Source organism: Arthrobacter sp. MOO21 (genome assembly GCF_057369995.2).
In genome coordinates, this window is sequence record NZ_CM170671.2 from 2,020,968 (window position 1) to 2,042,242 (window position 21,275).

The 21,275-nt window shown below is 66.9% G+C and carries 18 protein-coding genes and 1 tRNA gene; 7 read left to right on the plus strand and 12 right to left on the minus strand.

All coding sequences use genetic code 11. From position 1 onward, the window contains the following. Nucleotide 1 precedes the first annotated feature (1 nt). Nucleotides 2-874 carry an aldo/keto reductase gene (locus tag AC2JAJ_RS09300; RefSeq protein ID WP_501053457.1) on the minus strand — a complete coding sequence of 291 codons (873 nt, stop codon included), beginning with the start codon at nt 872-874 and terminating at the stop codon, nt 2-4. Nucleotides 875-1,016: 142 nt separating this feature from the next. On the opposite strand from AC2JAJ_RS09300, the gene AC2JAJ_RS09305 reads away from it, so the two are divergent. Both AC2JAJ_RS09305 and AC2JAJ_RS09310 read left to right on the plus strand, forming a co-directional pair. Beyond that, a complete protein-coding gene (locus AC2JAJ_RS09305; protein WP_486416079.1) occupies nt 1,017-2,006 on the plus strand; it encodes an LLM class flavin-dependent oxidoreductase in 990 nt (329 codons plus the stop codon). A gap of 1 nt (nt 2,007) precedes the next feature. Continuing rightward, nucleotides 2,008-3,492: an MFS transporter gene (locus AC2JAJ_RS09310; RefSeq protein WP_486416078.1), complete on the plus strand. Its 1,485-nt coding sequence runs from the start codon at nt 2,008-2,010 to the stop codon at nt 3,490-3,492. Nucleotides 3,493-3,500: 8 nt separating this feature from the next. Here the strand turns inward: AC2JAJ_RS09310 and AC2JAJ_RS09315 are convergent, their stop codons facing one another. The 4 genes from AC2JAJ_RS09315 to AC2JAJ_RS09330 all read right to left on the minus strand — a co-directional run bounded on the left by AC2JAJ_RS09315 (nt 3,501) and on the right by AC2JAJ_RS09330 (nt 7,115). Further along, nucleotides 3,501-4,634 (minus strand): FAD-dependent oxidoreductase, encoded by a 1,134-nt coding sequence (locus AC2JAJ_RS09315; protein ID WP_486416077.1) that lies wholly within the window; start codon nt 4,632-4,634, stop codon nt 3,501-3,503. A 30-nt stretch (nt 4,635-4,664) separates the two neighbouring features. After that, a complete protein-coding gene (locus AC2JAJ_RS09320) occupies nt 4,665-5,591 on the minus strand; it encodes an AEC family transporter (RefSeq protein WP_221387382.1) in 927 nt (308 codons plus the stop codon). Between the two features lie 53 nt (nt 5,592-5,644). After that, nucleotides 5,645-6,070, minus strand: a complete 426-nt coding sequence (gene panD, locus AC2JAJ_RS09325; RefSeq protein ID WP_221387383.1) for an aspartate 1-decarboxylase — start codon at nt 6,068-6,070, stop codon at nt 5,645-5,647. 130 nt (nt 6,071-6,200) lie between these two features. Next, nucleotides 6,201-7,115 (minus strand): LysR family transcriptional regulator, encoded by a 915-nt coding sequence (locus tag AC2JAJ_RS09330; RefSeq protein ID WP_473695407.1) that lies wholly within the window; start codon nt 7,113-7,115, stop codon nt 6,201-6,203. Between the two features lie 155 nt (nt 7,116-7,270). On the opposite strand from AC2JAJ_RS09330, the gene AC2JAJ_RS09335 reads away from it, so the two are divergent. Continuing rightward, nucleotides 7,271-8,734, plus strand: a complete 1,464-nt coding sequence (locus tag AC2JAJ_RS09335) for an amino acid permease (protein WP_473695409.1) — start codon at nt 7,271-7,273, stop codon at nt 8,732-8,734. 281 nt (nt 8,735-9,015) lie between these two features. Next, a complete protein-coding gene (locus AC2JAJ_RS09340) occupies nt 9,016-12,522 on the plus strand; it encodes a bifunctional proline dehydrogenase/L-glutamate gamma-semialdehyde dehydrogenase (RefSeq protein WP_486416076.1) in 3,507 nt (1,168 codons plus the stop codon). 64 nt (nt 12,523-12,586) lie between these two features. Here AC2JAJ_RS09340 and AC2JAJ_RS09345 read toward each other — a convergent pair whose 3' ends face one another. After that, complete coding sequence (locus tag AC2JAJ_RS09345) at nt 12,587-12,901, minus strand: hypothetical protein (protein ID WP_221387387.1); 315 nt, start codon at nt 12,899-12,901, stop codon at nt 12,587-12,589. 166 nt (nt 12,902-13,067) lie between these two features. Then, entirely contained in the window at nt 13,068-13,922 is an 855-nt protein-coding gene (locus AC2JAJ_RS09350; protein WP_221387388.1) for a LysR substrate-binding domain-containing protein, read from the minus strand. Nucleotides 13,923-14,054: 132 nt separating this feature from the next. Here AC2JAJ_RS09350 and AC2JAJ_RS09355 point away from each other — a divergent pair, with 132 nt between their 5' ends. Next, nucleotides 14,055-15,434, plus strand: a complete 1,380-nt coding sequence (locus AC2JAJ_RS09355) for an MFS transporter (protein WP_501053458.1) — start codon at nt 14,055-14,057, stop codon at nt 15,432-15,434. Nucleotides 15,435-15,445: 11 nt separating this feature from the next. Here the strand turns inward: AC2JAJ_RS09355 and AC2JAJ_RS09360 are convergent, their stop codons facing one another. The 3 genes from AC2JAJ_RS09360 to AC2JAJ_RS09370 all read right to left on the minus strand — a co-directional run bounded on the left by AC2JAJ_RS09360 (nt 15,446) and on the right by AC2JAJ_RS09370 (nt 16,930). Further along, on the minus strand, nt 15,446-16,615 hold the full coding sequence (locus tag AC2JAJ_RS09360; RefSeq protein ID WP_486416713.1) for a N(5)-(carboxyethyl)ornithine synthase: 1,170 nt from the start codon (nt 16,613-16,615) through the stop codon (nt 15,446-15,448). Continuing rightward, nucleotides 16,612-16,752, minus strand: a complete 141-nt coding sequence (locus AC2JAJ_RS09365; protein ID WP_167562169.1) for a hypothetical protein — start codon at nt 16,750-16,752, stop codon at nt 16,612-16,614. The genes AC2JAJ_RS09360 and AC2JAJ_RS09365 overlap by 4 nt, the downstream gene beginning before the upstream one ends. A gap of 104 nt (nt 16,753-16,856) precedes the next feature. Further along, nucleotides 16,857-16,930, minus strand: a tRNA-Gly gene (locus AC2JAJ_RS09370). 242 nt (nt 16,931-17,172) lie between these two features. Here AC2JAJ_RS09370 and AC2JAJ_RS09375 point away from each other — a divergent pair. Then, complete coding sequence (locus tag AC2JAJ_RS09375) at nt 17,173-17,634, plus strand: SRPBCC family protein (protein WP_501053459.1); 462 nt, start codon at nt 17,173-17,175, stop codon at nt 17,632-17,634. Nucleotides 17,635-17,655: 21 nt separating this feature from the next. Here AC2JAJ_RS09375 and AC2JAJ_RS09380 read toward each other — a convergent pair whose 3' ends face one another. Next, complete coding sequence (locus tag AC2JAJ_RS09380) at nt 17,656-19,344, minus strand: CAP domain-containing protein (RefSeq protein WP_486416075.1); 1,689 nt, start codon at nt 19,342-19,344, stop codon at nt 17,656-17,658. Between the two features lie 162 nt (nt 19,345-19,506). Here AC2JAJ_RS09380 and dcd point away from each other — a divergent pair, with 162 nt between their 5' ends. Further along, nucleotides 19,507-20,082 carry a dCTP deaminase gene (dcd, locus tag AC2JAJ_RS09385; protein WP_221387392.1) on the plus strand — a complete coding sequence of 192 codons (576 nt, stop codon included), beginning with the start codon at nt 19,507-19,509 and terminating at the stop codon, nt 20,080-20,082. A gap of 7 nt (nt 20,083-20,089) precedes the next feature. On the opposite strand, the gene AC2JAJ_RS09390 is transcribed toward dcd, so the two are convergent. Then, entirely contained in the window at nt 20,090-21,271 is a 1,182-nt protein-coding gene (locus AC2JAJ_RS09390) for a cation:proton antiporter (RefSeq protein ID WP_221387393.1), read from the minus strand. Between the last annotated feature and the right edge of the window lie 4 nt (nt 21,272-21,275).

Consider the following 21,275-nt stretch of genomic DNA (forward strand, 5'->3'; position numbering starts at 1 on the left):
TCTACCTGCCGGCGGCTTCAAGCCCGGCATACGTGTCGTCGTCGAGCGTGATGCCGGCGGCGGCCATGTTCTCTTCAAGGTGCTGCACGGAACCGGTACCCGGAATCGGCATCATCACCGGCGAGCGGCGCAGCAGCCAGGCGAGGGCAACCTGCGAGGCAGTGGCGCCCAGCCGCTTGGCAGCGGCATCCAGCGGACCGCCGGGCTGCGCGAGTTCGCCGGCGGAAATGGGCGCCCACGGGATGAACCCGATGCCGTTCTCCTCGCAGTAGCGCAGCACGTCCCCGGAGCTTCGGTCGGTGAGGTTGTAGCGGTTCTGGACGGTGGACACGGTGAAATGCTTTCCGGCCGCTTCGAGTTCCTCAACGCCCACCTGCGACAGGCCCAAGGCACGGACCTTGCCTTCGTCCTGGAGTTCGCGCAGCACGCCGAACTGCTCCTCGCGGTCCACCTTCGGGTCGATCCGGTGCAGCTGCAGCAGGTCCAGGGCGTCCACCTTGAGCTTGCGCAGGCTCAGCTCGGTCTGCTGGCGGAGGTATTCAGGCCGGCCCACGGGAACCCACCTGTTCGGACCGGTGCGGGTGAAGCCCACCTTCGTGGCGATCTTCAACCCTTCCTTGTACGGGTGCAGGGCCTCGGCGATGATTTCCTCGCTGATGTTGGGGCCGTAGGAGTCGGCGGTGTCGATGAAGTCGACACCGAGTTCGACGGCGCGGCGCACCACGGCCACGGCGGCCTGGCGGTCCGCGGGCTCGCCCCACACCCCGTCGCCGACGATGCGCATGGCGCCAAAACCGAGCCGGTGCACGGTTCCGAGGTCCTTCAGGTCGATAGTTGTGGACAGTTCCAGCTGGTTCGTTGTCTCTGGGCTCATAGGGGCGGCAACATCATCAGTAGGCTGAGTATTCCGCAGATCACAGAAATAAGCCGGGGGCCGCCGTCGTTATGCACCAAGTGCCCGCCTTAATCCGGCCGGCAACACACTACGCAACGTTCCTGAAAGGCCGGCACCTGACGTGACTCTTCCCCTCTCCATCCTTGACCTGGCAACCATCGGCAAAGGCCAGACGGCGGCGGAGAGCTTCGCGGGCAGCGTGGCCATGGCGCAAAAGGCCGAAAAGCTGGGCTACCGGCGGGTCTGGTACGCCGAACACCACAACATGTCCTCCATCGCTTCCTCGGCCACCAGCGTCCTGATCGCCCATGTTGCGGCACACACCGAATCCATCCGACTGGGCGCCGGCGGGATCATGCTCCCCAACCATTCGCCGCTGACCATCGCCGAACAGTTCGGCACCCTGGAAACCCTGCACCCCGGCCGGATCGACCTGGGCCTGGGACGTGCTCCCGGCAGCGACCAGAACACCATGCGGGCGCTCCGCCGCGACCCGATGTCCGCCGACAGCTTCCCGCAGGACGTCCTGGAACTGCAGGGCTACCTCACCGGTCCCACCCGCATCCAGGGAGTTGAAGCCACCCCCGGCAAGGGAACCAACGTTCCGCTCTACATCCTTGGCTCGTCCCTCTTCGGTGCCCGCCTGGCCGCCCAGCTGGGCCTGCCCTACGCCTTCGCCTCGCACTTTGCCCCGGCGGCGCTGCAGGACGCCGTGGCCATCTACCGCCGCGAGTTCAAGCCGTCCGCCCAGCTCGACGCGCCGTACGTCATCGCCGGCGTCAACGTCATCGCCGCCGACTCCGCATCCGAGGCGCAGGACATGATGCTGGCCACCAAGCGTGCCCGTGTCTCCCTCTTCTTCGGCGGCGGCCGGGAATTCACGGACGACGAGGCGGACATGGTCCTCGACTCGCCGCAGGGGCAGCACGTGTCACAAATGATGCGCTACTCGGCAGTGGGGACGCCCGACGTCGTCATGGAATACCTGACGGAATTCGGCAAGCACGCCGACGCCGACGAACTCATCGTGGCGCACCAGAGCACCGGCACCGAGGGCCGGCTGCGCTCCGTGGAACTGCTGGCCCAGGCCGCAGGGCTGGTGGCTGTCTGACATGGCTGACGCTAAACAAGGCGTGGGATTCCGGTCCGAACGCGGGCCCATCCTCATCGCCCTCATGCTGTCCACCGGGCTCGTGGCCATCGATTCCACCATCGTGGCCACTGCCGTCCCGTCCATCGTCCATGACATCGGCGGCTTCTCAAGCTTCCCCTGGCTCTTTTCCGCCTACCTGCTGGCGCAGGCGGTGTCCGTGCCCATCTACGGCAAGCTCTCCGACATGGCCGGCCGCAAGCCGATCATCCTCACCGGCATCGGGCTGTTCCTGCTCGGCTCGGTGCTGTGCGGCGTTGCCTGGAGCATGCCCTCCCTGATCGCCTTCCGGGCCCTGCAGGGACTGGGTGCCGGGGCAGTCCTCCCGGTCTCCATCACCATCGCCGGCGACATCTACTCGCTGGAGGAACGCGCCAAGGTCCAGGGCTACCTGGCCAGCGTGTGGGCCATCTCCTCCGTGGTGGGCCCCAGCCTGGGCGGTGTCTTCTCGGCCCTGGGCATCTGGCGCGGCATCTTCCTGGTCAACGTGCCGCTTTGCCTGCTGGCGGGATGGATGCTGGTCCGGACCCTCCACGAGAACGTGGAACGGGCCCGGCACAAGGTGGATTACGCGGGTGCTGCCCTGCTGGCCGGCTCGCTGGGCCTGCTGATCCTCGGCGCCCTCCAGGGCGGCCAGGCCTGGGCATGGGATTCTCCCGTCAGCTATGGCATCTTCATCGTCGGCGCCCTGCTGCTGGCCGCGTTCCTGCTTGTGGAGCGGCGCGCAGCGGAGCCCGTCCTGCCCTCCTGGGTGGTCTCCCGGCGCTTGCTGGCCACCACTGCGCTCGTGTCCTTCGGCGTTGGCGCCGTCATGATCGGGCTGACCTCGTACGTGCCCACGTTCCTTGAGGGCGCGCTGTCCTCCTCCCCGCTGGTCGCCGGGCTGGCCCTCGCGGCCCTGACCCTCGGCTGGCCACTCAGCGCCTCCCAGGCCGGAAAGTTCTACCTCCGGATCGGGTTCAAGGCCACCGCCCTGATCGGCGTCGCCATCGCGGTTGCGGGCCTGCTGATCCTGTCGCTGACGGCGGGCGCACCCAACGTGGTGCTGATCGCGCTCAGCTGCTTCGTCGTCGGGCTCGGCCTGGGCCTGCTGGCCACCCCCACCCTCATTTCCGCCCAGTCCAGCGTTCCGTGGCATGAACGTGGCGTGGTGACCAGCACCAACATGTTCGCCCGTTCCATCGGCAGCGCCCTGGGCGTCGCCGTGTTCGGTGCCGTGGCCAACTCGATCTACGGCGGCGCCGGCGGCAACGGGAACCCCTCAGCGGTTGTTGCCGCCTCCAGTGCCGTGTTCCTGGCCGCCCTGGTGGCCGGCCTGCTCACGGTGGCGGCGGTGCTGGCCATGCCCGCCGTGAAAGCCGGGACGCTGGAACAGGCTGGCCAGATTGGCGAGGCAGCCGGGGACAAACCTGCGGCCGCAGCCCCGAAGCCGCCGAGCTCCCGCTAGCTGCAGAGCTAGCGGGACGCCCGGAAAATCTCCGGCGCGGGCCGGGTCCCGGTGGCCAGGTCCGCCAGGATCCGCCCGATCACCGGTGTGAACTTGAAGCCGTGCCCGGAGAACCCTGCCCCGATGACCACGGGCCCCACCCGGTCCAGGATGAAGTCCTCGTCCGGGGTGGTGGTGTACGTGCAGCTGATGGCCTCGAACGAGTCGGCGTCCACGCCCGGCAGCCACTGCCGGGCGTAGTCCTGCAGGGCCGCGAGCTGCGCGGGTTCCGGCAGGAAATCGCGGTGGTCCGGGTCCACCACGGGTCCTACTCCGTGCCAGCCCGCCTTGATGCCCTCGCCGGGCGTCTGCATGCCGTACACGGGGGAGTACCAGCCCTGGTAGTCCGGCCCGGGGTAGTGGTTGAACCCGGGCCACACCGCGCCGGTGTCCGTGATCCGGAAGTGCGCGGGCTGCTCCTGCGTGACCGTCAGTTGCGGGATCCGGATTTCGCCTGCCTCTTTGCCGCGGGCCCTGCCCAGCAGTTTCTCCGTCCAGCCGCCGGCAGTCACCACGGCCTGCGCTGCGGTGACCACTTCGGTGCCTGCAGCGGATTCGAGCGTCAGCCGCACGCCGTCGTCGTGCATCTCGAAGCCCACCACCTTGGTGTGGTGCCTGATCCCGGCGCCGCGGGCAGCGGCCAGCCGCTGGAAGGCGGGCAATGCTGCTTCGGGGTTGAGCTGGCCGCCGTCGGGCATGTGGAGGACCTGCTGGTCGAAGCGGATGCCGCGCCAGCGCTCGCCTGCCTCGGCCGGGTCCAGGAATTCCGCCCGGATACCGGCGGAGGTGAGGGCGGCGGCAACATCTGCAAAGTGCGGGTTGGCGCCGTGGTTGACGATGCCGGTGCGCGCCAGCAACTGCTCGCCGCTTTCCTGCTCCAGCTCCTCCCACAGCGCCAGGCCCTCGGCCAGCATGGCCACGTACTCAGGCTGGTGGTACCCGGGGTTCAGGTTCCGGGTGGCGCCGTGCGAAGCGCCGATCTTGTGCCCGGGGCCGAACTGCTCCACGAGCGTCACCTCGCGGCCGCGGCGGGACAGCGCCCAGGCGGCAGCCGAGCCCATGGCCCCGCCGCCGATCACCACGGTGTCCAGAACAGTAGTCATCAGCCCTCCAAGCTGCGGTTACGCAAACAGTTATGCCAGCAAAAGCGCGACGCCGATCATCGCCGGCACTGCCACCACGGTGGTGATCAGCACGGTGTCCTTGGCGACGGTCAGGCCGGTCTGGTACCGGCTGGCCGCCACGAAAACGTTCTGGGCCGTGGGCAGGGAGGAGGTAACCACCACCGCGAACAGCGCGTGGCCGTCCATCCCCAGGGCGAAGCGTGCGAAAAGGTAGGCGAGGGCGGGCTGCACAGCGAGCTTGAATCCACTGGCCAGCAGGGTGTCCAGCCGCCGCCCGGCCGAGGCCTGCAGCGGACGGGTACCGTTCAGGCTCATGCCGAACGCGATCAGCATCGCCGGAATGGCCGCGCCGCCAATCAGGTGGATCGGCTCCATCACCAGCGCCGGGACCTGGAAGCCCGTGCCGGCCACCAGCAGCCCCAGGCCCGAGCCGACGATCATGGGGTTGCGCAGGATCATCAGGAGGAAGCCCAAGGGAGTAGTCCGGTGGGCACTGGTGCTGGAATCCAGGATCATCAGGAACATGGGTGTGAAGAAGGCCAGCTGGAAGATCAGCAACGGCGCCACATAGCTGGCATCGCCCAGGACATATACCGCAATGGGAATACCAAGGTTGGCCGAGTTTGCCAGCGACGCGGACATGGCGGACATCAGCGATTCGGGCAAGGCGCGCTTCAGCCAGAACCTGGCCAGGACGAAGAAGATCAAGGCCGTGGCGCTGGCAGCCACCGCGGTCACCAGCAGGGGTTCGGCGAACACTTCCTGCAGGCGGGCCTTGCTGAGGGTTTCAAAAAGCAGCGCCGGGCTGGCCACGAAGAAGGTAAGGCCGCTGAGCACGGGCCGGGCATGGTCTCCAAGGATCCTGCGCCGGCCCACGAACCACCCCACCAGGATGATGCACCACACCACGAAGAAACCGGCCAGCACTCCTAGCAAGGTATTCCTCCCCGGGCATGGAGGAAGTGTCTACCGGGGTTCACGCTCCGGGTTCAGAGTGCGGCGTTGTTGAGCGCGAAAGGCGGGCGCATCATGCCGGGCGTAAAGCCCTCGGCGGGGTCGTTGCCCAGCTGGATCACCTTGTTGTTTTCGTCCACATGGACCACTTTGGGCTGGTAGGCCTTTGCTTCCTCGGTGGTCATCTGCGCGTAGGTGATCAGGATGACGAGGTCATTCTCGTGCATCAGGTGCGCTGCGGCACCGTTGATGCCGATGACGCCGGAACCGCGCTCACCGGCGATGGTGTACGTTTCCAGGCGGGCGCCGTTGGTGATGTCGACAATGGAGACCAGCTCGCCGGGCAGGATGTCCGCGGCCTCCAGCAGGTCCAGGTCAACGGTGACCGAACCTACATAGTGCAGGTCGGCGTGCGTGACGGTGGCCCGGTGGATTTTGGACTTGAACATTGTTCGATTCATAACGGCACCAGTCTAGCCCCGGGTCCCCAGGACCGCAGTGACGCAGGAAACACTTGGGCTTCCCGTGACGCGCCTGCGCGGTGACCGGCGGTCCCATGGCGCACGGAAGGACAGGTACGACGGCGGCCCGTCACCCGGCGTCGTTCCCCGCCACTGCCGCCGCGGCTGCTGCGAGGGTTTCCCGCGCCGCCAGGATGGCCGGGCGCTGCGCGCCGGAGCGGCGTACCGACGTGAAGATGGTCCGGTGCGGCTTGCCCGGAAGCTCCAGCAACTGGGCGGTGGTGCCGCGCCCGGTCCACACCAGGTCCGGCATCAGGGCCACGGCATTGCCTGACTCAATCAGGCGGGCCTGGGCCTGCAGGTCCGCGGTTTCGAAACGGACATCCGGTTCGAACCCGGCACTGCGGCATGCCTGCTCTGCCCAGTGGCGCGAGGCTGCGCCGCGGGGTTCCATGACCCAGGCGAGGTCGGCAGTGTCCGCCAGCGAACGGATCCCGGCACCGCCGGCGGCCGCCGGGGGAACGGCCAGCCTGATCGCGTCGGTGGTGAGCTTGATCCGGTCCAGTTCCGGGTACCGGGGGGCGGCGTGCCCCGGGTACTGTTCGGCGATCACCAGGTCGAAATCCCGGGCCCAGGTCTCGTGCAGCGCCGTTTCGGGCTCGCGCTGGATCATCTCAATCCGGACCTCGGGATAAGCCGTTGCCATGCGGGTCAGGGTGTCGGGCATCAGGGCCAGCGCGGCCGACTGGAACACGGCGATCTTCACGGTTCCGGTGACAGTGGTGAGCGATGCCGCGAGGTCGGCCTCCGCCTGCTCCATGGTTTCCAGAAGCTGCGCCGTGTGCGCCACGAGCACCTCGGCCTGCGGCGTCAACTGCACCCGGCGGCCGGTCTTCCGGAGCAGTTCCACGCCCACTTCCTTCTCCAGCAGGGCGAGCTGCTGCGATACTGACGACGGGCTGTACTGCAGTGCCTCCGCCACTTCCGCGAGCGTCCCCCGGATGCTGAGTTCCCGAAGCAGGCGGAGCCGGCGCACGTCGAGCATGGCGAATTCCTAACTGAAACTAACGAATATAGGTTAGAAGTAGTCACTTTATCTAACGCAACCGCCCACGCATACTGTTGGAACCGAGTTACCCCCGTCACAGCCAGTTTCTTGGCGTGCCGCGGCGGGGTCGCACCCCAAAGCAGGAGTTCCTGATGAGCAGTAAAGATTTGAGCCAATCGATCATGCGGCGCAAGCCTATTGATGACATCGAGGAAGAGAACAAACACAGCGGTCTTTTCAAGTCCCTCGGGCTGTGGCAGCTCACCGCCATCGGCGTCGGCGGCATCATCGGCGTCGGCATCTTCTCCCTCGCGGGGCTGGTGGCCGCGGGCAGTGAAGGCAACCCGGGAGTGGGGCCCGCGGTGCTGATTTCCTTCCTGATCGCAGGCCTCGCCTCCGCGGCGGCGGCACTGTCCTACGCGGAGTTCGCGGGCATGATTCCGCGCGCCGGCTCTGCCTACACCTACGGTTATGTGGCGCTGGGCGAGGTGATCGGATGGTTCATCGGCTGGGACCTGCTGCTCGAATACATCGCCATCGTTGCGGTGGTGGCCATCGGCATCTCCGGCTACCTTGACGCCTTCCTTGCCGGCATCGGCATCCACATGCCTGCCTGGATGACCTCCACGGTGGACGAGGGCAAGGGCGGGATCGTCAACATCCCCGCCATCCTGGTCTGCCTCCTGGTGACCTGGATCCTGTCCCGCGGCACCAAGGCCTTCGGCCGCTTCGAACTCGTGGCCGTCGCCATCAAGGTGGTCCTGATCCTCTTCATCATCGGACTCGGCGTCTTCTACATCGACACCAACAACTACAACCCGTTCATGCCCAGCGGCTTCGGCCCCGTGGTTGCAGGTTCCGCCACCGTCTTCTTTGCCGTGTTCGGGTACGACGCCATGAGCACCGCGGCCGAGGAGGCCAAGGAGGGCAAGAAGCACATGCCCAAGGCCATCGTGCTCTCGCTCATCATCGCCATGCTGCTCTACGTGGCCGCCACCCTGGTGCTCACCGGCATGCAGAATTACAAGGACATTGATCCCAAGGCCGGCTTCGCCTCTGCCTTCACCTCTGTGGGCCTGCCCGTCATCGCCACCATCATCTCCGTGTTCGCCGTGCTGTCCATCCTCACCGTGATGTTGACCTTCCTCCTGGGCGTCACCCGCGTCTGGTTCTCGATGAGCCGCGATGGCCTGCTCCCCGGCTGGTTCGCCAAGACCGACCGCCACGGCACACCGCAGCGGGTCACCTGGATCGCAGGCGTCGCCTCCGCGTTCCTCGCCGGGGTCTTCCCCATCAAGGAAGTCGCGGACCTGACCAACATCGGCATCCTGGCCGCGTTCGTCGTCGTCTGCCTGTCCGTGATCATCTTCCGGTACAAGCGCCCGGACACGCCGCGCACGTTCCGCCTGCCCCTGATGCCGCTGGTCCCTGCATTCGGCGTCCTGGCCTCTGGCTTCCTGATGCTCCAGTTGCACTGGGAGACCTGGCTGCGGTTCGTGGTGTGGCTGATCATCGGTTTGGCCATCTACTTCGGGTATGGGCGCAAGCACTCCCTGATGAACCCCGACAGCCCCCGCCACCAGGAACTCGCGGAGCTGCACCGCCCGCTCTCCTGACGCCGACTCCCGCACCACCTGGATAACCTCCCTCACGGCAGGTCCTCCGCCCCCTAACCCGTTGCTCTATCACTTTTGGTCCCTAAACGGCCGTCTTAGGAACCAAAAGTGATAGGGCATCCGGGGGAGGCGGAGGGCCTGCCGTCGGACGTTAAAGGGGAGGCTCAAAACATCGGTTTTCCTAACCTGTATTGGTTGGAAAAGATCGCTTTATCTTATGTGAGCGGAAGCTCATACTGGTGGAAAGACCCCTCCCACAGCGAGAAAGAATCGGGAAAACCATGACCCACGTTGCAATGGAACCGGCAGTCGCCAAGGCGGCCACCCCGCAGACGGTCGACGTCGACGTCCCCCAGGCAAAGGCGCTCGCCGACGAAGCAGTCACCCTTGTCCGCCACTGGCTCACCGAGGCCGCCAAGGTTCCCGTGGACGCCTCCGCCCAGCAGCTGGCCGGCGTGCTGAAGGACCCCAACGGCCTGGAGTTCACGGTGGGATTCGTGGACGGCGTGGTCCGCCCCGAGGACCTGAACGTCGCCGCCCGCAACCTGGCAAAGCTTGCCCCCCAGGTTCCCGCCTTCCTGCCCTGGTACATGCGCAGCGCCGTTGCGCTCGGCGGCACCATGGCCCCGGTCATGCCGCAGGTGGTCATCCCCATCGCGCGCAAGGTGCTCCGCGAAATGGTGGGCCACCTGATCGTTGACGCTACGGACGCCAAGCTGGGCCCGGCCATCGCCAAGATCAGGAAGGACGGCATCAAGCTCAACGTCAACCTCCTGGGCGAGGCGGTGCTCGGCGAGCATGAAGCCTCCCGCCGGCTCGAGGGCACGCACACCCTGCTGGCCCGCCCCGACGTCGACTATGTCTCCATCAAGGTCTCCTCCACCGTTGCCCCGCACTCCGCCTGGGCCTTCGATGAGGCCGTGGAACACGTCGTCGAAAAGCTCACCCCGCTGTTCCAGCGCGCCAACTCGTTCCCCCAGCCCAAGTTCATCAACCTGGACATGGAGGAGTACAAGGACCTGGACATGACCATCGCGGTCTTCACCAGGATCCTGGACAAGCCCGAGTTCAAGAACCTCGAGGCCGGCATCGTGCTCCAGGCCTACCTCCCGGACGCGCTGTCCGCCATGATCCGGCTGCAGGACTGGGCCGCGCGGCGCCGCGCCAACGGCGGCGCCGGCATCAAGGTCCGCGTGGTCAAGGGCGCCAACCTGCCCATGGAACAGGTGGAAGCCTCGCTCCACGAGTGGCCCCTGGCCACCTGGGGCACCAAGCAGGACTCGGACACCAGCTACAAGAGCGTCATCAACTACGCCCTGCACCCCGAGCGGATCAAAAACATCCGGATCGGCGTGGCCGGCCACAACCTGTTCGACATCGCCTTCGCCTGGCTGCTGGCCAAGCAGCGCGGCATCGCGGATACCGCACAGCAGAGTATCGAGTTCGAAATGCTGCTGGGCATGGCGCAGGGCCAGGCCGAAGCCGTGAAGAAGGACGTCGGTTCCCTGCTGCTCTACACGCCGGTGGTGCACCCTTCCGAGTTCGATGTCGCCATCGCCTACCTGATCCGCCGCCTGGAAGAGGGCGCCAGCCAGGACAACTTCATGTCCGCCGTGTTCGAACTCAGCGAAAACGAAGGGCTGTTCGAGCGCGAAAAGCAGCGGTTCCTCTCCTCGCTGGAGGCCCTGGACAACAGCGTGCCGCTGCCCAACCGCCGGCAGGACCGCAGCCTTCCGCCTGAGCCCATGCCGCACACCGGCTTCCGGAACACCCCGGACACGGATCCCGCGCTTCCCGCCAACCGTGACTGGGGCCGGGCCATCCTGGGGCGTGTGCCGTCCTCCACGCTGGGCAACGCCTCAGTCAAGGCCGCCTTCATCAATGACGAAGCGAGGCTGAACACCGCCATCGCAACCGCTGTGGAAAAGGGCAAGGCCTGGGGCAAGCTCTCCGGCAACGAGCGCGCAGAGATCCTGCACCGCGCCGGCGACATCCTGGAGGCCCGCCGCGCCGACCTCCTCGAGGTGATGGCCAGCGAGACCGGCAAGACCATCGACCAGGGCGACCCCGAAGTCAGCGAGGCCGTCGACTTCGCCCATTACTACGCCGAGTCCGCGCGCAAGCTGGACACGGTCGACGGCGCCACGTTCGTCCCAGCCAAGCTCACCGTTGTCACCCCGCCGTGGAACTTCCCGGTCGCCATCCCGGCAGGGTCCACCCTTGCGGCACTCGCCGCCGGCTCCGCCGTCGTCATCAAGCCTGCGAAGCAGGCCGCCCGCAGCGGCGCCGTGATGGTCGAGGCGCTGTGGGAGGCCGGTGTGCCCAAGGATGTCCTCACCATGGTGCAGCTGGGCGAGCGGGAGCTCGGCAAGCAGCTGATCAGCCACCCTGCCGTGGACCGCGTGATCCTCACCGGCGGTTACGAAACCGCCGAACTGTTCCGTTCCTTCCGCAAGGACCTGCCGCTCCTGGCCGAAACCAGCGGCAAGAACGCCATCATCGTCACCCCCAGCGCCGACCTGGACCTTGCGGCGAAGGACGTGGCCTACTCCGCGTTCGGTCACGCCGGCCAGAAGTGCTCCGCCGCCTCGCTGGTGATCCTGGTGGACTCGGTGGCCAAGTCCAAGCGGTTCCACAACCAGCTGATCGACGCCGTCACCTCGCTGAAGGTGGGCTACCCGCAGGATCCCACCAGCCAGATGGGCCCGATCATCGAACCGGCCGGCGGCAAGCTCCTCAACGCCCTGACCACCCTGGGCGAGGGCGAGGACTGGGCCGTCGAACCGAAGCAGCTCGATGGCACCGGCCGGCTCTGGAGCCCGGGCGTGCGCTACGGCGTCAAGCGCGGTTCCTACTTCCACCTCACCGAGTTCTTCGGCCCCGTCCTGGGCGTGATGACCGCCGACACCCTGGAAGAGGCCATCGACATCCAGAACCAGATCGAATACGGCCTTACAGCAGGCCTGCACTCGCTCAACTCCGAGGAACTGGGCATCTGGCTGGACTCCATCCAGGCCGGCAACCTTTACGTCAACCGCGGCATCACCGGTGCAATCGTGCAACGCCAGCCGTTCGGCGGCTGGAAGAAGTCCGCAGTCGGCGCCGGGACCAAAGCGGGCGGCCCGAACTACCTCGCGGGTCTCGGTGACTGGGCTCCTGCCACGGGCACGGCCACGGCATCCGTGACCCACGCCGGTGTGCGGCGCCTCCTGAACGCGGCCGGCTCCGCCCTGCAGCCGGCCGAACTTGAGTCCGTCCAGCGGGCCCTGGCATCCGACGCCGAGGCCTGGGCGGCGGAGTTCGGCACCGCCAAGGACGTCTCCGGCCTGGGCGCGGAACGCAACATCTTCCGCTACCGGAACCTGCCCGTCACCATCCGCCTCTCCGAAGGCGCGCCGCTGGCGCACCTCGTCCGGACCGTGGCCGCCGGCGTGCTGGCGGGCTCGGCTCTGACCGTGTCCACCGCCGTCGAACTTCCCGCGCAGTTCCGCTCCGTGCTGACCGGGCTGGACATCGACGTGACGGTGGAGTCCGACGCCGGCTGGCTGGCTTCGGCGGGACACCTTGCCGCCGCGGGGAAGCTGTCCGGTGCGCGCATCCGCCTCATCGGCGGCGACGCTTCCGCGCTTGCCGAGGCCACCGGTGGCCGCCCGGACCTCGCCGTCTACGCCCACCCGGTCACTGAGGCCGGCCGCGTGGAACTGCTGCCGTTCCTGCACGAGCAAGCCGTCAGCATCACCGCCCACCGGTTCGGCACCCCGAACCACCTCTCGGATGCACTGATCTAGCTCCGGGAACAGGGAAAGCCGGGCAGCCACCACATGGTGGCTGCCCGGCTTTCCTGATTGATCCCTAGCCCAGGTACCAGCCCGGCGGCGTCCACGTAACGGGGACGCTGTGGGCGGAGAAATCCTCGCAGCGGGTGCAGGTGTAGGCGACTTCACCCAGCGTTGCTACGCTTCCGTCCCGTCGGTAGGTCGGCGGAATGTAGGTCTCGAGGTAGACGAATTCGTCGGTGCGGCACTTGTCGCAGGTTGGCTTACCTACGTAGCCGGAGTCCGCGGTGGCATGTCCGGCGCCGAGGTTTGCCTGGCGGGTGGACGGCCGTGCTGAAGAAAGCGGGCGCGCGTGCGCAGTGCTGAGATGGGTGTTCCTGGCTGTCGTCATTGGCTGCCTGTCCCAGGCGCCGGAGCCCCCTACGGGGCGCGCCTGTTTGTAGAACCGGCCTGCTGCTTGACCCTTGGAAAACCCAGCATAGGGGATACCGTTTCCCCTATCAATGGACACGGACCCCCTAACATGTCGAAATGCTGGATATTTCGGTGTTGGAGGGTTAAGTTTGCCGGTTAATTGTCCTTCCAACGATTGACTGGGTCAGCGCGTCGATCACCTCGGTGTTGGCCAGTGGGTTGCGGATCAGCGTAAAGTCCACGTCCCCCACCGCCGGAAGGTCAAAGCGGCGGGTGATGATCTTCAGGTCCTCGGGCACCAGCGATGTCGGCATGACGGCAACGCCAATGCCTGCGCGGACGGCGGCGAGCACCCCGCTGATCTGCCGTGTGGTGCAGGTGATCCGCCACGTCCTGCCATGGGCTTCGAGCGCATCGATGGCAAGCTTCCGGCTAAGGCTGGGGGAGGGGTAGGCGATCAGCGGCACCGGCGTGCCGGGGTCGAGCGTGGTCTGCTCCAGCCCCACCCAGGAGAAGGAATCGTGCTGGACCACGGTGCCGTCCTTGGCGCCCGCCACCCACTTGACGAACACCAGGTCCAGCTGCCCGGCGTTGAGCTTGCGGTAAAGCTGGTCGCTCTGCCCCACGGTGAGTTCAAGGTTGATCTGTGGGTAGATTTGCCGGAATTCCCGCAGGATCCGCGGCAGCCCGGTGATGGCGAGGTCGTCAGCCGTGCCGAACCGGAGGCGCCCGCGCATGGCCGAGCCGGAGAAGTAGCGGGCGGCGGCGTCGTGTGCCGACAGGATGGTCCGGGCGAACCCGGCCATCGCATCGCCGTTATCCGTCAGCCGGACGTCCCGCGTGTCCCGGCTGATCAGGGTGCGCTTCGCCGCTGCTTCGAGCTTGCGGATGTGCTGGCTGATGGTGGGCTGGGCCAGACCCAGCCGCTCCGCCGCCTTGGTGAAGCTCAGGGTGTCGGCGACGGCGAGGAAGGACCGCAGCTGCGCGGGCTCAAACATATGGGCTCCGTTGTCGAGAGGAGTATTGCGGTTCGCAATACTAGTTATAGGGACCATACCTCTCCATAATCTTCTTCCGCCACCCTAGCGTTAAGGACATCCCAGACCGCCCGCAATCTTGAGGACATCCCTGTGGCACCCCCACCGCCTTCGTCGGCCTCCGTCTCCCAACCAGTCATCGACGCGGCGGGCTCCGCGCCGCCGGACCACCGGACCCAGCCGCTGCCGGTCGTCGCGGAGCGCCTGCCGTGGCGGCATACCTTCATCTCGCTGAAGGTGCCCAACTTCCGGATCTTCGTCGTGGGACATTTCATCGCAGTCATTGCCCTCTGGATGCAGCGCATTGCCCAGGACTGGCTGGTGCTCCAGCTCTCGGGATCTGTGACGGCCGTGGGCTTCACCGTGGCGCTGCAGTTCCTGCCGTCCCTGGTGCTGGGCCCGTGGGGCGGCATGATCGCTGACCGGTTCGCCAAGCGGAAGATCCTCATCCTGTGCCAGGCCATGGCGGCCATCCTCGCCGCGGCGCTGGCCACCCTGGCCCTCACGGGCGCCATCCAGGTATGGCACGTCTACGCCATCGCCCTGGTGCTCGGGCTGGTCACTGTCCTTGACCAGCCCGCCCGGCAGGTGTTCGTCAACGAACTCGTCGGGCCGAAGTACCTGCGCAACGCCATCAGCGTCAACTCCACCACGTTCCAGCTGGGGGGCCTGATCGGCCCGGCGCTTGCGGGCCTGCTCCTGACCGCGGTGGGGGCGGGGTGGGCCTTTGCCGCCAATGCCGTGGCCTGCTGCTCCACGGTGACGATGCTGCTGATCCTGCGCAAGGACCAGCTCCACGTCAGCGCCCCGGCGCCCAAGAGCAAGGGCATGCTCCGCGAGGGGCTGCGCTACGCACTCAGCAAGCCCACCATCTACTGGCCCTGGCTGATGGCCGGGTTTATTTCGGTGTTCGCCATGAGCCTGCCGGTGGTGCTTGCCGCCTTCGCGGACCACGTCTTCTACGCCGGCGCGGGCGGCTACGGCCTGCTCAACGCCCTGGTGGCCCTCGGGGCGCTGTCCGGCGCGGTGGCATCCACCCGCCGCCGGCAGCTTCGGCTGCGGTCCGTGGTGTTCTGCGCCGGAATGTATGGGCTGATGCTGTGCCTGGCGGTGCTGGCGCCGTCGATGGCGTCGTTTGGTGCGGTGATGGTGCTGTCCGGCTTCTGGTGCCTGATGTTCCTGACCGGATCCAACCAGCTGGTGCAGGTGAGCTCCAACATGGCGATCCGTGGACGCGTGATGAGCCTGTACATCATGGTGCTGATCGGCGGCCAGGCGCTGGGCGGCCCCATGCTCGGCTGGATCGCCGAGCACGCTGATCCGCATGCGGCCCTGCTGGTGTCAGGCGGCGTTCCCGCCCTGGCGGCCATGACCGTTGCTGCGATCCTGGCACGCAAGGGCGGGCTGAAACTCCGAATGGACCTCAAGTGCCGGCGCCCGCTGAGGATCGTCAGCCGGCACGCCGGCGCCTGAGGGCCGGGTCCTTAGACTGCGGCCGGCTGCAACGCCAGGTGGGGATACGCCGGGCTGCGCTCCTGGAACTGCAGCACGGCTTCATTCCGGATGACACCATCACGGATCTCTATGGCCCGCGCTATGGTGTCGTTGCCGTCCCACGCCGCCGGACCGCCCATCACCGTTTCGAGGAACGGCTGCAGGGCCTGGCTGATCTCCCAACTGGACGAGTTCCAGAGGTACGAGGGGCTGTGGTCCACCGCGTAGTAGTTGATGTGCTCACCCACGGTGAACATCGGATCGGCGAACGTGGTGGTCCGTGCCCAGCTGAAGCCCATGCCCTCGTCGCAGGAAACATCAACAATGAGGCTGCCCGGGCTGAAGGCCGCGAGATCCTCTGTCCTCAGGTATGTCAGCGGGTTGTTCGGGTCCTGCAGGGTGCAATTGACCACGATGTCGCTCTCGGCGAGGAACGGTGCCAGCGGAACCCGGCCCCGTTCGGTGATGACCTGGCTCAGGAAGGGGGCTTCGGCGTCGTGGTCAAACTGCACGATGTTCACCGAGTGGATCGGTGCGCCCACTGCGGCGACACCGCGGTTCGTGAGCACCTGGACGTCGTGGATGCCGTGAGCGTTCAGTGCCGTCACAGCCCCACGGGCCGTGGCGCCAAAACCGATCACGACGGCGCTCAGGCGGCGCCCGTAGTCCCCGGTGGAACCGGTCAGCGCCAGCGCATGCAGGACCGAACAGTATCCGGCCAGTTCGTTGTTCTTGTGGAACACGTGCAGGCCGAAACCGCCGTCGCTGGCCCAGTGGTTCATGGCCTCGAAGGCGATGAGCGTCAGCTTCTTGTCGATGGCCAATTGCGTGATGGCACGGTCCTGGACACAGTGCGGCCAGCCCCAGAGGACCTGCCCGTCACGCAGGTCGGCGAGGTCTTCCGGCTGCGGCTTGGGCAGGAGTACGACGTCGGCCGCCGCCAACAGCTCATCCCTCGCCGCCATTCGGCCCACCAGCGTGGAGAGCTGGCTGTCCGGGACACCGAAACGTTCGCCGTAGCCCTGCTCCAGGATGATGCGCTCCCGGATGTCGGGTGCGATCCGTTCGAAGTGCAGGGGATGGATGGGTACGCGGCGCTCGTCCGGTTTGCGCGTGGAGGCCAGGACGCCCAGGCTCAGCCGGGTCTGTTGGCCACTCACTTCTTCTTTGCGGCCTTGGTGGACGTGATGTCCAGGGAGCTGGCCGGCGCTGCTGCGGCCTTCTTCTCAGCGCGCTTTTCCTTGATGGACTTGCCGGACTTTTTTGATGCCGTTTGACGCGGGGACTTGTCAGCCATGGTTGCTCCTGTAGCGGAACCGAAAAATGGTTCCTGACTACTGACAGTACACCCGTGCAGCTAATTATCCGCGGGACAGCGGGCGCCTGGACCACGGACGGAATTGGAGCGGCTGACGGGAATCGAACCCGCGTATCAAGCTTGGGAAGCTAGCGCTCTACCATTGAGCTACAGCCGCGCTGCCGCCGCTCGCGCGGGGCAGAACTTAGCTTAGCGCAGATATGGCGGCTGCCCCGCCCATCCCGCTGGCGCATGCTGCGTGTCCTGTCATCCGCGGCGTCATCCAGTAACTCTTCAGTAACGTCGGCGGTGCCGGCTAGGTGCGGAGGTTGGGCGCTGGCTAACCTGATCGCCGGGTAGCCACCGCATTGGGGGAGGAGGCTATTGCGGCCGCCGACGTCAACAACAGGAACTATCTTCATGGCAATCGCAGAGCACGAGGTCCTCATAGAGCGCGACGCCATGGCTGTGTACCAATTCCTCCTGGACGCCACCAACCTCCCCCTCTGGCGCGACGACGTCCGCAGCGTGAAGCTGGCCCGGGGCCAGGCTGAAACCGTGGGCGCCGTGTACCGGAAGATGGTGGCAGGCCGCTCCGGGCTGAGTATCCCCGCGGAGCTGGAGATCACCAATGCCCGGCCAGGCGCCGAAATCCGGTTCCACATTGTTTCCGGGCCGGCCACCCGCTGGGGCGGTTACTACCTCAGCACGGAAGATGCAGGAACCCGGGTCCGGTTCGCCCTGGAGGCCAGGCGCGAGGGACGGTTCGGTTTCTTCGACCGCTTCAGTTTCCTGAACGGGATGCTCCAGCGCCGGGTCAGCTCCGATGTTGCCCAGCTTGACCGGCTCAAGGACGTGCTGGAACTGGAGCCCGCCGTCTGATCCGGAACCGTACCGCGGCGCTTATTGCGCCAGCCGCTGCCCGGCCCAGGGACCGGCAATGGTCGACGGCGATGCGAGGCTTCCGCCGGTCAGGTCCCAGTACTGCACTACGTCGTTGGCCCTGCGCAGGGCCACGCCCGTGGAGTTCAGGCCGGTAGCACTCCGCAGCGGCCGGATGCCGGTAACGTCCGTCCAGCCGGTGGCCACGGTGGGGCGGGTCTCGGCCCGCAGCGCCGTGGTGCCCCAGCCGCGGTACAGCTGCACGTAACCGTCCGCCCTGAGGGCCAGGAGGTCCTGGAACCCGTCGGCGTCGTAATCCACCATGGACAGCCGGGAAGCGGAAATGCCGGTGGCCACTGTTGCGCGCTCGGCGAGGTCCCCGGTTCCCTTGTTCGGGTAAAGGAACAGGTTTCCGTAGCCGTCCAATGCCAGGATCTGGGGCATCCTGTTGTTCGCGCACCAGCCGCCCACGGCCAGAGTCAGCGTGTTCCACCCGCCCGCGCCGAGGGTGACCGGTGCCTGGAACCCTCCGGTGGCAACGCCGCGGTGCAGGGTCAGGTTGCCGTTGGTCCACTGGGTGAGGACGTCGTACGCCCCGTCCCGGTCCCAGTCGGTCACGAAGACTTCCTTGGCGCCGGTGAAGCCCGAGCCGATCACTTTCGCGGCGGCGTAGGTACGGGGCCCGGTGGACGCCCGGTTCAGAAGCTGCCCTGCGGAGTCCACCGAGACAAGGTCTGCCGGGCCGGTGATGGCGGCGGCCGAAAGGTTCAGGGTGGGCGGCATGTGCTTGACGGGGGCGTCGCAGAGGCTGGGCGGCGGCGCCGGGAAAGCCGTGCCGGACCCCGGGCCGCCCGGGGAGTCGAGGGTGCCGGCCGGCAGCGTGGTGTAGCCGAAGAAGTTCACCACCCCCCAGATCTGGTAGGTGGAGTTGGTGTAGGAAATGCCGGCGCCCATCACATTGAAGCGGGGATCCAGCAGCATCGCGTTGTGGCCCGGGGAACCCTTCCACCACTCCACCAGCTGGGCGGCATCACGGTCCGTGCGGATGGCGATCACCTCGCCGGCGCCGTTGGTGGGGTTCAGCGCGCGCGGGTCGGTCCAGAAGCTGGCCCGGTGCTCGATCACCTCTCGGGTGGCGATGCTGTCCGACCACTCCTGCGACATGCCAGCCACGGTGGGGTGGTACTTCACCTTGTTCAGCCCGTTGGCCACCCGGTACTCGTTGATCTTGGTGAACACGGTGAGGATGGCTGCCGCGTTGCTGTCGGGAACGAGGGCTTCCGTGGTGGGAACTCCCGTGGCGGATTCCGGGGCGGCCAGCCGGGGCGTGGGAGGTGATGCCAGTTCGTTGTCCGGTGCCCACAGCGGAGGAATGGACACTGTTTCGGGGGCCGGGGGTGCGGCCTCCGTTGTGGTGGCCAGCGGTGTCGTCGGTGCCGGCGCCGGGGCGGATGGCCCGGGAGCCGGGGCTGCGGCTTCCGTCGTGCCCGGGCCGGCAGGGACTGGAACGCCCGGCTGGGCGGCCAGGATGTCCGGGTCCACGGCCGGAGAGAGCGGCGCCATCGCTGACCCTGTACTGCCCGCGGCCGTGCCGTCGCCGTTCACTATCGGTGCCGCCAGGGAGATGCCCTGCGCTCCGGCCGGCTCGCCATGGAGCGTCTGCAGCGGTGCGGAGGCGGACGTCGAGACCAGCGCCAACGCACAGAGCACGCCAATAAAAGAGGGTGCAACCAATCTATTCACAACATCCCCAGCTCTGTTATGCCATCCGGGAGACCATCCGGCGGCTATCACTGGCAACATTAGCCCCAGTGGGCTACAGCAACAACGGGAAAATGGGGTTGGGGATAACCGATACGGTAATTTGGGACGGTGCTGATCTCTGACCGCGACATTCGTGCCGAAATTGACTCCCAGCGGATCGTGCTGGAACCCTTCGAACCCGCGATGGTGCAGCCGTCGTCGGTGGATGTCCGGATCGACAAATTCTTCCGGCTGTTCGACAACCACAAGTACGCGCACATCGACCCCGCCCAGGAGCAGCCCGAGCTGACGCGCCTGGTGGAAGTGGAGCAGGACGAGGCCTTCATCCTGCACCCCGGGGAATTTGTCCTGGGTTCAACGTACGAGACGGTCACCCTGCCCGATGACATCGCCGCCCGCCTGGAAGGCAAGTCCTCCCTGGGCCGCCTGGGACTGCTGACGCACTCCACGGCCGGCTTCATCGACCCCGGTTTCTCCGGCCACGTGACCCTTGAGCTCTCCAACATGGCCACCCTGCCCATCAAGCTGTGGCCGGGCATGAAGATTGGCCAGCTGTGCTTCTTCCGGCTGAGTTCCGCCGCGGAGTTCCCCTACGGCCAGGGCGAGTACGGCAACCGCTACCAGGGCCAGCGCGGTCCCACCGCCAGCCGCAGCCACCTGAACTTCCACCGCACCAGCATCTAGCCGGGCATTACGCCTGCGCGGCGACCGCCGGCTTCCTGGCGAATGCCTTGGTCAGCGGTTCCACGTAGCGGGCGGCCAGCGGGCCCATCACGGCCATGATCAGCACATAGGTGGTGGCCAGTGCCGCGAGTTCGCGCGGGACCGCTCCCGAGGCCACGGCCAGGCCGGCGATGACTATCGAGAATTCGCCGCGGGCCACGAGTGCGGCGCCGGCACGGAAGCGGCCCGGCCGGGCAATCCCGGCGCGCTTTGCCGCCCAGATGCCGGTGGCCATCTTGGTGGCCGCCGTGGCTACCGCCAGGACCAGCGCCCAGCCGAGTACCGGCGGGATGGTGGCGGGATCGGTGTTGAGCCCGAAGGCCACGAAGAAGATGGCCGCGAACAGGTCCCGCAGGGGTTCAAGGATGCGCGTGGCGCTGTGCGCCGTGGACCCGGAAATGGCGATGCCCAGCATGAAGGCGCCCACCGCGGCGGACACCTGCATCGCGGACGCCGCGCCCGCCACCAGCAGGGCCGCCCCGAGGACGTTGAGCAGGAAGACCTCGGAGTTTTCGCTGTGGACGGCCTTGGAGACGTGGTGCCCGTGCCGCAGCGCTACCATCAGGACCAGGCTCACCACGGCCAGGGCGATTCCCACGGTGGTCAGGCCGCCCAGGAAACTTACGCCTGCGAGGGTGGCCGTGAGGATGGGCAGGTAAACGGCCATGGCGAGGTCCTCGAACACCAGGATGGACAGCACCACGGGCGTTTCGCGGTTGCCCAACCGGCCCAGGTCCGTGATGACCTTCGCGGCGATGCCGGACGAGGAAATGTACGTGACCCCGCCCATCACCATGGCGCCGACGAAACCCCAGTGCAGGGTCAGGGCAAGTGCTGCGCCCGGGACGAAGTTCAGGACCAGGTCAAGGACGCCGGCCTGCCACGAGCGGCGCAGCCCCGTGAACAGCTCAGCGGCCGTATATTCCAGTCCGAGCATGAGCAGCAGGAGGATGACGCCGATTTCGCCGGAGAGATGTGCGAACTCGTGCATACCTTCGAGCTTGACGATGCCGCCAGCGCCAAACGCCAGGCCGCCCAGGAGGTAGAGCGGGATGGGGGACATTCCGATCCGTCCGGCCAGCCGGGCCAGGAGGCCGAGGCAGAACACAACGGCCCCCAGTTCGATGAGGGTCAGGGCCAACGGGTCCATGGGA